Annotated in this window: 12 protein-coding genes and 1 pseudogene; 3 read left to right on the top strand and 10 right to left on the bottom strand. The window is 41.3% G+C overall.

The window, feature by feature from the left end; translation table 11 throughout:
* Together CPT76_RS38475 and CPT76_RS36775 are read right to left on the bottom strand one after the other, a co-directional pair.
* Positions 1–209, bottom strand: a pseudogene (locus tag CPT76_RS38475) (AraC family transcriptional regulator); the annotation flags it as partial.
* Positions 210–341: 132 nt separating this feature from the next.
* Positions 342–674 carry a hypothetical protein gene (locus CPT76_RS36775; protein ID WP_146116415.1) on the bottom strand — a complete coding sequence of 111 codons (333 nt, stop codon included), beginning with the start codon at positions 672–674 and terminating at the stop codon, positions 342–344.
* A gap of 413 nt (positions 675–1,087) precedes the next feature.
* On the opposite strand from CPT76_RS36775, the gene CPT76_RS24500 reads away from it, so the two are divergent.
* Positions 1,088–1,267 (top strand): Rossmann-fold NAD(P)-binding domain-containing protein, encoded by a 180-nt coding sequence (locus CPT76_RS24500; RefSeq protein ID WP_146116414.1) that lies wholly within the window; start codon positions 1,088–1,090, stop codon positions 1,265–1,267.
* Between the two features lie 279 nt (positions 1,268–1,546).
* Here the strand turns inward: CPT76_RS24500 and CPT76_RS24495 are convergent, their stop codons facing one another.
* The gene (locus CPT76_RS24495; RefSeq protein ID WP_146116413.1) at positions 1,547–2,032 is read right to left on the bottom strand and encodes an MmyB family transcriptional regulator; all 486 of its coding nucleotides are present in this window, start codon (positions 2,030–2,032) and stop codon (positions 1,547–1,549) included.
* 115 nt (positions 2,033–2,147) lie between these two features.
* Entirely contained in the window at positions 2,148–2,345 is a 198-nt protein-coding gene (locus tag CPT76_RS24490) for a helix-turn-helix domain-containing protein (protein WP_105444783.1), read from the bottom strand.
* 148 nt (positions 2,346–2,493) lie between these two features.
* On the opposite strand from CPT76_RS24490, the gene CPT76_RS24485 reads away from it, so the two are divergent.
* Positions 2,494–3,288, top strand: a complete 795-nt coding sequence (locus CPT76_RS24485; RefSeq protein WP_105444782.1) for an SDR family NAD(P)-dependent oxidoreductase — start codon at positions 2,494–2,496, stop codon at positions 3,286–3,288.
* A 196-nt stretch (positions 3,289–3,484) separates the two neighbouring features.
* On the opposite strand, the gene CPT76_RS24480 is transcribed toward CPT76_RS24485, so the two are convergent.
* From CPT76_RS24480 to CPT76_RS24460, 5 genes are all read right to left on the bottom strand, one after another.
* Positions 3,485–3,694: an NUDIX domain-containing protein gene (locus tag CPT76_RS24480; protein ID WP_105444781.1), complete on the bottom strand. Its 210-nt coding sequence runs from the start codon at positions 3,692–3,694 to the stop codon at positions 3,485–3,487.
* Positions 3,695–3,863: 169 nt separating this feature from the next.
* On the bottom strand, positions 3,864–4,439 hold the full coding sequence (locus CPT76_RS24475) for a GNAT family N-acetyltransferase (protein WP_105444780.1): 576 nt from the start codon (positions 4,437–4,439) through the stop codon (positions 3,864–3,866).
* A gap of 666 nt (positions 4,440–5,105) precedes the next feature.
* Positions 5,106–5,738 (bottom strand): DsbA family oxidoreductase, encoded by a 633-nt coding sequence (locus CPT76_RS24470; RefSeq protein ID WP_105444779.1) that lies wholly within the window; start codon positions 5,736–5,738, stop codon positions 5,106–5,108.
* Positions 5,739–5,878: 140 nt separating this feature from the next.
* Positions 5,879–6,523 (bottom strand): NAD(P)-dependent oxidoreductase, encoded by a 645-nt coding sequence (locus CPT76_RS24465; protein WP_105444778.1) that lies wholly within the window; start codon positions 6,521–6,523, stop codon positions 5,879–5,881.
* Between the two features lie 16 nt (positions 6,524–6,539).
* Positions 6,540–7,199, bottom strand: a complete 660-nt coding sequence (locus CPT76_RS24460) for an SDR family NAD(P)-dependent oxidoreductase (RefSeq protein WP_105444777.1) — start codon at positions 7,197–7,199, stop codon at positions 6,540–6,542.
* 198 nt (positions 7,200–7,397) lie between these two features.
* On the opposite strand from CPT76_RS24460, the gene CPT76_RS24455 reads away from it, so the two are divergent.
* Positions 7,398–7,988 (top strand): TetR/AcrR family transcriptional regulator, encoded by a 591-nt coding sequence (locus tag CPT76_RS24455; protein WP_105444776.1) that lies wholly within the window; start codon positions 7,398–7,400, stop codon positions 7,986–7,988.
* Between the two features lie 623 nt (positions 7,989–8,611).
* On the opposite strand, the gene yidC is transcribed toward CPT76_RS24455, so the two are convergent.
* The gene (gene yidC / locus CPT76_RS24450) at positions 8,612–9,379 is read right to left on the bottom strand and encodes a membrane protein insertase YidC (RefSeq protein WP_258168772.1); all 768 of its coding nucleotides are present in this window, start codon (positions 9,377–9,379) and stop codon (positions 8,612–8,614) included.
* Between the last annotated feature and the right edge of the window lie 1,046 nt (positions 9,380–10,425).

The raw sequence follows: 10,425 nt of genomic DNA, 5'->3' as shown, positions 1-10,425 counted from the left end.
ATACCGACGGCAGGCGAGTAGATGGTATGTAAGTAATCCGCTGCTTCTACATGTGAGTAACGAATGACATACAACCCAGGGATCCGCACATCATAGGTCCCGTCATACGAAGTATGAGCGTAAATCAGACTTGCCAGTCGGGCCGTTTCCGCATCAAGTGATCTCTGGGCATTATCGGATACCCGTATAATCTCGTGATTATCCAGCATTTTTTCGTGAGCCTCCTTCTTAGCTTTTCATATCAAACGATGTGGCGGACTCCTCTGCCCCCCCCATTCCGTTGCTTCTTCAAGTTATTTTTCTCAATTCTTTTTGCTGGTAATCATGGTTGAAGAATTCTTTTATTTATAAAGACTTGCAACAAGACTGTTTAGTTCATCTGTGGTTTCTATATCCGTTGGATTTAGATTTAATTTCATGAAGATATTACTTATCTCTTCAGCCTTACCTATTACTATTTCTTTCTTGTCTCCATTTATCATTGCTTTGTATAAACCATCAAGTCCTACATCTATCAAATCATTAGTGGCTTCATAAGACGAGGGTTTAGATACGGCTGAAGCTGCAGCTACTGAACCTACACAACTTTCATAATTACTGTTGTTTCCACCGGTAAAATCCCTACTAAAACATGTAGCTGATTCACCTAACTGATAATTTAAATTCCATATCAATCATGTTTTGTTTGTATTTTAAAATCTCTTTATCGTTTATTTGTAAATTCATAGAATATATTAGAAAAACTACTAGAATAATAACTACAACTGCTAATATAGTTATGATATTTTTAGATTTATTCATTTCAGGCTCCTCTACTTTATCTCTATTCAGCCATATGTAGGGTATTCGCGAAAAACATTGAACTACCCTGCCCGTTAATTGAGGAAAAGGCAGCCGGCTTTTGGACAACATTCCCTTTCGACTAATGCTCCTCTAAACCGACCGTATTAAATACCACTTCGGTGCTACCTTAGCCCGGATCACTGCATCCAGCAACACAGGTAGAGGGCGTCGTCGCACGCAAACCGCGATAACGGCGTATATGGAAACGGTCGGACCAAGGATCAACAGACCAAGCGGGCAGGAGATGGGAAATCCGGCCAAGCTGGCGGAAGCGGTCATTCAGGTTGCCGAGCTCCCTAATCCGCCATTTCGTTTATGGTTGGGCAAAGACGCATATGCGGTAGCAACCGCAAAATTGGGTGACATGCTTAACGCCATTGAAAATTGGAAAGAAACAACGATGAGTACCGATTTCGAGGAATAAGAGGGGAGATTATGGCCGCAGGCACTGATTTGTAGTAACGTTTTCAGCGTCAACCTCGTAATTGATAATTCAACGATTAACCATTCTTGTCCAGGCTAACGATGCAAGTTCATGTTCCTAGCTAAGGGCAAGAACTTGCATCGTTAAAACAAAAAAAGCCGCGGATCCGCGACTTCTTATGCGTGTACGTTCTTGTCCTCCGACATTATAAAACTCCCACATCGAAAGTCCCCCGCGTTTAGGATAATGATGTTATCCCTTACTTTCTTTTGCAGGTGATCACTTTGCCAAATATTTTTCTAGCTTTGATCTTGTTGCTGGTAGAGGCATGTAAATCATCACTCTCATATCAGGATCATTGGGGATTTGCAGGGTAATATGATCAAACTCAAGGTGCCCCATGTAGGGATGCTCCACTTCTTTAAATCCTTCAAGAGAGCCGGGCGTTTCATGCTGCAGCCATAGCCGGCCAAATTCAGGACTTATTCGTTTAAGATCTTCTATTAATTCGGCAAACGACGAATCTTCAACGTAGCGGGCTGATGCCGTGTGGAATTCCGCAATCATTCCCGTAGCCTTTTGGTCGAAATTTTTGAAGCGTCCCTTCCATACCGGGTCGGTGAAAAACCGCCAGATTAAATTGAATTCATGAGGCGGGGATGCCGAGGAAATAGAGAAAACCTCATTTGCAGCATCATTCCAGGCCACAAAATCCCAGCGTCTTCCCAGAATATATACAGGATTCGGAGTAAGGTCATCCAGCATCCTTTGAAATGCTGACCCGATACTTTCTTTATGAGGAGACAAGTAAGGAGGAAGTGATTCTCCTGCAAGAAAAAAAGATGGCGTCGTTCATTGGGATTAAGCTTTAGAGCCGCAGCTAGGCTTTCCAACGTCCCTGCTCCAGCCACATATACCAGGATGTGCCGATATTCGACAGCTGTGCGACCTCTTCCCTGCGCAATCCGGCTGTCCGGCGGCGCGCCCCAGTCGGCAAACCCACATCCTCTGGAGAAAGGCGTGACCTCTGTTTACGCAAAAAATCACCGAGAGCCGAACGGCGCTCGCGATCGTTCATCTCAATCCCTCCTAACCTATTACTCGGAAACCTATGATTAAGCAACCTCTCGTTAAAAGTGTATTAGAAAATTATACTCAATCATAGAAATCGCTTCAACTCAGTTTGAAACGTTTCAAACCATTACCGACTTTAAAGGAGACAGGCCATGCAATCAATAACACAGCACAAAAATTACAATTCTCAGGGAATGCTTATCAATAAAGTAGCTCTGGTTACAGGGGCTAGCCGCGGCATCGGAGCAGCGGCAGCCAAACTCTTCGCCGAAGAAGGAGCGGCGGTTACTCTCGTCGCAAGAACAGAAGCAGCTCTACGCTCTGGAGTTGAGGAAATTATCGCGAAAGGCGGTAAAGCCGATTTCATTGTAGCCGATCTAGCCGATTCCTCCAGCATCGAACGGGCCGTTCAGACGACCGTTGAGCGTCACGGTCGCCTGGATATAGCATTCAATAATGCTGGAATCGGGGCTCCCCTTTCGCCCTTAACAGAGGTCACAGAAGAGGATTTTGACCTTCTTCAAGCTGTAAATTACAAAGGAATCTGGGTGGCAATGAAAGCGGAAATCAAGGCAATGATCGATACTGCAGGTACCGGTGCCATTGTCAATAACAGCAGCGTCGGCAGCTTCAGAGGTAATCCGGGGTTGTCTGTCTACGGAGCCGCCAAACGGGCTGTTAATAGTCTGACCGAGACGGCTGCCATTGAATACGGGCCTTCGGGTATCCGCGTAAACGCTATTGCACCTGGCACGACCATGACCGAGATGATCGAGGGGTTAGTTGCACAAGTTCCAGATATTATTGAAAAAAGCAGCTCTGTGACGCCTCTTAGGCGTCCTGCCGATCCTCATGAGATCGCACAAGCAGCTGCCTGGTTATTGAGCGATCGCGCTTCTTACGTGACTGGCGTCGTTCTGCCAGTGGACGGCGGAGCAAGAGCGTAGTCCCTAACGGAGGGAGTATCCCATAGGGTCCATTGACCCGGGATACTCCTTCCGCATGTTATGAAACGCTCCGACAATTGCTGTCGCCCCTAAACTACAATGGAATTTCAGACATTCCACGGCTGAGTACATTACGTTTCCAGTTAATTGAACAAAGGGTGAAGCAGTAGCCCGCCAGCAAACTGCTCCGAGATCATTAAAACAGTAAATAAGTCAACCCAGACTCCTCCAACATCTCTCTATATAAAGCCTCTTCAGCCGTTTCTCCAGGCTCAATATTTCCACCAGGTAACCTAAACTGTACACCTGGCTCATTCAAGTAAACTAATAATTTTTTTCTTCCCATCTGATCAGTCTGTACGATAAAACCGAAGGATTTTCTCTTTAGGGGTTTATTAGCCTTCATCAATTTTCTTCCTCATAATAAGATTTTACCGTTGCATGCTTTTCACATAACGACTTGTTCACAGGCTGCCTTCAAATGATTTCATTGAGCCGTCTTATGTAGTGGAATGATCCGTTCTCAAGGCAAGTTTATAAAAAATCCATCCCTTACAGGATGGACATTACTCCAATCATATTTCTGCCAGTTTGCGAAATCTTTCCTTTGTGAGAACATGCAATAACTCACCGTTACATTCCTCGTAATCACCTGTCAAACCCATAAGTTCGCGTTCAAATACAAAGCCTAGTTTCCTAAAGACTCCTATTGACGCAGTGTTCTGTGAATTGGCCTTAGCGAACAATTTGTCTAACCCAATAACATCAAAGGCATAGGCTGTCAACGCGGTGGCTGCTTCAGTTGCATAACCATTACCCCAATAGTCTCGGCCAATCAAATAATACAGTTCTTTATCAGGAGCACTTAAATCAAGTACGCCTACACCACACCAGCCGATGAAAGCGTCTGTTGCCTTGGTTCGAATCGCAAAGGAGTATTTAAATGGCATGTTAAAGGGCGTATTGTAACTGTCGATCAGCCACTTGAATAGTCCTTTATATTCTTCGAACGATAAAACTCTCATATGCATATAAGTGAACAACTCTGGGTTTTGCATCAGCTCAAACGATTCCATCAAATCACTTTCGATGTAAGGGCGAATGATTAGACGCTCTGTTTCTAATCGCATCATAGATAACTCGGATTGCATGTTGATTCTCCTCTTGTCTGTATTTGTTATACATCATGTATCAGACTAGAGTGAGAAATATGGCATACCCATCCCTCACTTTCCACGCATTTTTATCTATTAGCATAATCTGTTACCCAGGAAAGATACAATGGATAATTTGATTTTAATCAAAGTCACCCTCTGGCTAATACCACACTTTACTGCCCGTTTAGAAAAGGCAGCCGATTCCAAGTAATCGGCTCTTTATTGAGCTATTCCCGTTAGCGTAATGAATCTTGCCGAATACTCCGAGGTGTAATATGATCTTATGCAAAGTTGATTCTTCATTGATTCACTCATTCAGTATATTTCTAAAATTAAACTGACTGACAAATTATCTTGTCAATATCAACAATTATCTTTTCAAGTTCTGATAGTACCGCGATTCTTAACAAAACAACTAAGGGCAAGCAGACTGTCACTTCATTTAATGATTTGGAGATTGCTTTCGTTGAGTTATGACGAAAAGAATAAACCACCCAAAGTCCAATAAGGATTTTGGGCGGTTTATTGTTCTGCCTATTTCGCTTGAACTGCCTGACTGTTCACGGTCTGCCTGTCTACACGCTGTTCTAAAATACTTTGTAATTGTTCTCGACATTGCTTTCATAATATCTCTTTCTTACAAATACTTATTGGCTTTACTTATTGAGATGCTTGGTTAAGAGCATTTATAAATACCTCTGTTGGTTGTGCCCCGGATATCGCGAATTTTCTATCAATGACAAAGAAAGGTGCTCCTGTTATCCCTAATTGCTTTGCTGTGGCTTCATCTGAACGCACTTCGTTAGCATATTTGGATGGATCATGGAGAATTGCCATTGACTCGTCCCTATTCATTCCAACTGATTCTGCAATATCTGCTAATGTATCGTGATCGCTAATTAGCTTGGCGTCCGTGTAATAAGAATAGAACAGCTTCTCTGCTAATTCCTTATCTTTACCAACAGATTTGGCATATTGGGTTAAACGATGAGCATCAAACGTATTGGTGGGCTTCACTTGGTCGATATTATACACGAGACCAATCAACGCCGCTTGTTGTTCAAGTTCAGCATGTGCCTTTTTCGCTTGCTCGATACTCATACCATGTTTCTCAGAAAGTATTTGATGCATATTTTTACCTGAGTACATTGATGCTTGCGGATTAAGTTCAAAGCTTTTATATTCAATAACCACTTCATTCTGATGAGCGAATTGATCTAGTGCAGACTCTAATCGTCGTTTACCAATATAACAAAATGGACAAACATAATCCGACCAAATTTCAATTTTCATATTGAATGCTCCTTCACTACAAATTATCAAAAACCTAGGAAGTCAGAAATGTCAGAAAACGTGATGAAGAAGACACAAATAATATGATTCCCAATAATACGATTGTGGAAGTTTGTTTAAACGGTTTTTTCACTTGGGACTTATTTATTATAAATAATAGGCATTTTTCCAATCAATTGTTTATCACGAGCGACAGAGTACATGAATTTTGCAACATTTTCTCTTGAAACACCTAATTTAGCCGGTTTATCACCGAATGAATAATCATAAGATTGTCTTTTGTGCTTAACATTTGGATTAATAATTCGAACAACTGTCCAATCAAGGCTCGATTGTTTAATAATCCCTTCCATTTTTTTCATTTCTGCATGACCGTTCGGAAGGAACATTTTAGCTAATACTCCCGGAAGTATCGTTGAAATGTTTTTCTTATCGTCATCCGATTGCAACGCTGGCGTCGCAAGTGTAATTAACCTCTTTTTGTCAAGCTTTTTCATCGCTCTAACAATCAGTTCGTGTCCATCGGCAATCGGCGTGCCCTTAAGCTTTCGTGACATGTCAGATGCTGGTCCCAGTGTGCTGATTACGACATCCGCTTCAGCGACTGCCCTCTCGATGGTTGAAGTATTTGAAAGTTCCCCTTGTACAAGGGTCAAATTGGGATGTTTGAGGCTAATTTTTTTTGGGTTTCTAATATATGCCGTTACGAAATCTCCGTTTTCTAAAGCTAATTGTGTTACAAGCTGTCCAATTGCACCACTTGCACCGAAAATAGTGATATTCACATTTTTACTCCATTAATTATATTTTGTCTTCTGTTATATACTCTTCAACGCGATCTCTCTTGGAATACATGTCGTACCAAATATCAGCGATTTTGTCTTGAACTCCTGAATTCGGTTGCATCCAAATTCCGATCGAAAGGTGACCCGCATAAATACCTTTGTCAGCTAATTCGCTGTTCAAATTAAAGATATAATTACGAAGTCCTGAAACTGCAATTCCGACATTACCCATCATCGGTACTGGGTGGATTGCAGCGCCTCCAGTCGTAAATAATAGAGCACCGCTTTGCTTATCCAACATTTCCGGCAGCACTTGTCGAACACTGGATAACGCACCTAAAACATTAAATTGAAATTGGTATAATGCATTTTCTTCTGTTACATCTAATGATGGTGCTACTGTGTTGAAGCTCGGCGTTGGACTGTATTCAAGAACATCAATAAATCCGTATCTTTCTTTAACAGCGGCGAATGCTATCTCAATTTGTTCTTTATTTAAAATATCTGCTTGAAATGAAGCCGCTTCAATGCCCAACTGTTCTAATTCAATAACCAGTCGGTTCAACTTTTCTTCATTTCGAGCAATAAGAGCTACGCGAAAGCCATTTTGTCCGAATTTCTTAGCAATGGACATTCCTAATCCTTCTCCTGCTCCAACGATTGCTATAGTTTTCATTTAATATCTCCCTTTCAATTAGAGTTAATTATCAACAAGATAAATAATGGTCAACGTGTTGTTTATTTATCTTTTGTTTATTATGATTAATAAAAGGTCAGCATTCAATGTTTAATAATTTAGATTTTGAGAGATAAAATACAGTTTCAACTCAAATGTCGTATATCTAACAAAAAAAATATAAGGGAACGAGTCATAATGAACAAAAAAACCGATTTGCGTATCATTCGCTCCAAACATTCGATTAAAAGGGCGTTTATAGAGCTACTTAATGAGAAGGGATATGAAGGGATTACGATTCAGGATATTGCAGATAAGGCGATGATTAACCGGAATACATTTTACCTTCATTATCAGAACAAGCCCGATTTGTTAAATGCGTCTATGGATGAATTATTAGAAGAACTAAATAGTACACTCAATCTTTGTTCGAGCAGTAAATCTCCTGTTAGTGGCTCTAAGCTTGAACAATTAATGCAAACCATACTCGAGAAAATTCAGGACAGTACTCCCTTTTACAAAGCATTGTTACTTGATGAGAATAGAATTTATGGTTTTCAATCAAAAATGGAGGAAATAATAAAAAATACAGTGGAAGATGGCTTGGATAATACTCCCCTGAAGATTTCAAAGGAATTATTACTCCAATATATCGCATCTACTTTTATGGGCATTGTAATATGGTGGGTTAAAAATGATTTTTCTTACACTCCAAAGGAACTCGCTTCTCAATTCGGAAAAATTCTAACTCATGGACACTTAAAAGCCGCAGGTATTTCCGATGATTAAAGTGATAAATGCTTACGAACAGTAGCGGGGAAGATAGAAAAGAAAAGGAGCCCTCGAATGACTCGAATGATGGCTCCTTTTCTGTTACTACACTTTCAAAAAAATAATATTGCACTCTTGAAGACTAACCAAAACCTCCGCTCTTCGCTTTACCACTATTTGTGATACGGTTCACCGTATCGCTTAAACAGCGAAATATTAACGAATCCACATTCCATCCTACTTATTCCAATCCGACAATGTTTTTTTCAATCTCGTGAACACCCTCGCTGGCTCCGATAGCTGCTTGCCTTTTATACATACACAACCCAAATTGTTAATGCAAACAATTTCCCCGGATTGCACCAAGGGATTTGGTCATCGTTTATCTGTCCTTCGAATAAAACACCTTGCATGATTATCTGTCTTCAATGTTTGGTTTACTTATGAACCATAAATCCCCTCTACAATCTTATGACTTTTAAACTCTTTATTCGGTGAACTGGTTAAACTATCCTGCCCGTTAGTTTAACTGTTATTTATGATACGGTTCCCCGCTAACGAGCCACCAACAAAAATAACAGAGCATCTGAGGTTACGCCTCAGATGCTCTGTATTCAGTATTATTTTATGACTGGTTCGATTTATAAATCATCTGCACCAGTAGGTAGGTTTTTAATCGCTGCCTTTGGCTTCATGTGCATTTTATTGAGTATGATCGTTTGCACGATAATGAATATACCGCCAACAGCCCAATATAATGGTAACGCGGCGGGCATCCCAAAAGAAAATACACCCATCATGATCGGTGATAACAACCCGATGAAAGCCATTTGGTTATTTTGATTTTGCTGATACTGCGCTGAAACGGATTGAGACACGCGGAACTGAACGTAATACACCGCAGCGGCAATAAACGGCAAAATCATATCTGTTTTCCCCAAGCTAAACCACAAAAAATCGTGAGCTGCAATCTCTGGGGTACGACGTATGGCGTAGTAAAATGCTAGGGTGATTGGCCATTGGAGAAGCATCGGTAAACACCCCATGTTCAAGGGATTAAATTGATGCTTCTGGTAGAGCTGCATCATCTCGGCTTGCTGTTGTTTTTTTGCATCCGCACTGACGTCGTTCTTATACTTTTCCTTAAGTGCAGTTAACTCCGGTTGGAGGACGGCCATCTTTTCTTTCATATCCATTTGTTTCTTGGTTTGATTCATCATGAGTGGCATGATCGCAAGTCTGATGATGAAAGTCATCAGCACGATCGATAATCCGTAGTTTCCGTGAAATGCATTCGCGAAGAATTTGATCAAGATCGAAAATGGATAAATAAAAAAGTGGTTAAATATTCCTGATGAATCGGCATTAATCGAGTTTGATTGGGATGCTGTCGAACACCCGCTGAGCACAATGATCGGAATAAGTCCAATCAACATAACGAGAATGGGCTTGGCCCATTTTTGGTAGCAACAAAATCTTTTTCATCGTTGTCCTCCCTAATTGAAAGTATGGAATATCAATGTGGGGAAGGACTATTGTCGTCTTCATCAGGTGCTTCTCTTCGTCTGGCGATACGTACTATCCACCGCTGAATGCTGCTGGGTTGTGACAGTCTGACAGCCACAAACCAAGTTGAACCGGCTGCAGCAATTTCATGCCCCCAGTGTATCTTTTGTGAAGAAAAATAGGTGAATGGAAGTAACACTACGGAAGAGATGAGAGCAATCGAGAATGCCAATTGAACCAAGTCATAAAAATGCTCCAGTCAAGTTCACCTCCGCATGAGCGATATGGTTTTTTTTATAATAATTATACGCTTAAAAAAACTGTGTAGTTTCACTATCCTGCCCGTTAGCTTAATGCCTGCAGCCAGTTTAGCTTTGTAACTTCGTTAGGTTCTAACCGTTGCCCTTTAACGGTCATAACGGCGAAAATTACGAAAGGAGCTGGCGCGGCCCTAACAGGCACGATTCAATCTTTCGTAGTAACCCCCGGCCATCTTCATAGCCAAAAACACTATCCAGGAAAACTTGCTCGTTTGGAGCTAAATGAACAAGTCGTTTGAGCTTTTCAGCAAAGTTTTCTCGTCGGGTTCCAGTTATACTAAACGTATAAGCACATCTTTATCAGGTACCGTCAAAACGGCTTCTAATTATTCTACAGGTAAGCGCAGACGGGCATATCCGAAAGGATGATTATGAAATGGAAACTAGAGCAATCGCAGGAACAAGTAAGGCGGGGACGTCCACGACTATGAGATCAAGCAAAATGGTCAGGGTGCCTCATGAACTGGTAAAGTCTCCGAATAAAAAAGGGAGCTTGAAGCTGGATGGGATGTCCGTTATCGAATTCTGTTTTTACACGTCAAGGCATAAAAGGAAGCTTTTTTTTGCAGGATCATCTTCTGCTAATCGTCAAGTCGGGTGTCTATACCATTCGCTTCGGTGATCGAGAA

This window comes from Paenibacillus sp. AR247 (genome assembly GCF_002968895.1).
Classification (GTDB): domain Bacteria; phylum Bacillota; class Bacilli; order Paenibacillales; family Paenibacillaceae; genus Paenibacillus_AQ; species Paenibacillus_AQ favisporus.
Note: the sequence above shows the minus strand (reverse complement) of the source record. Positions and strands in the feature narration are given on the sequence as shown.

Coding starts and splice junctions, on each gene's coding strand:
- CPT76_RS24480 (WP_105444781.1), bottom strand. CDS start 3,694: ATGAAGGCTAATAAACCCCTAAAGAGAAAATCCTTCGGTTTTATCGTA.
- CPT76_RS24495 (WP_146116413.1), bottom strand. CDS start 2,032: ATGCTGGATGACCTTACTCCGAATCCTGTATATATTCTGGGAAGACGC.
- CPT76_RS24460 (WP_105444777.1), bottom strand. CDS start 7,199: ATGAAAACTATAGCAATCGTTGGAGCAGGAGAAGGATTAGGAATGTCC.
- CPT76_RS24470 (WP_105444779.1), bottom strand. CDS start 5,738: ATGAAAATTGAAATTTGGTCGGATTATGTTTGTCCATTTTGTTATATT.
- CPT76_RS24485 (WP_105444782.1), top strand. CDS start 2,494: ATGCAATCAATAACACAGCACAAAAATTACAATTCTCAGGGAATGCTT.
- CPT76_RS24490 (WP_105444783.1), bottom strand. CDS start 2,345: ATGAACGATCGCGAGCGCCGTTCGGCTCTCGGTGATTTTTTGCGTAAA.
- CPT76_RS24455 (WP_105444776.1), top strand. CDS start 7,398: ATGAACAAAAAAACCGATTTGCGTATCATTCGCTCCAAACATTCGATT.
- CPT76_RS24500 (WP_146116414.1), top strand. CDS start 1,088: ATGGGAAATCCGGCCAAGCTGGCGGAAGCGGTCATTCAGGTTGCCGAG.
- CPT76_RS24475 (WP_105444780.1), bottom strand. CDS start 4,439: ATGCAATCCGAGTTATCTATGATGCGATTAGAAACAGAGCGTCTAATC.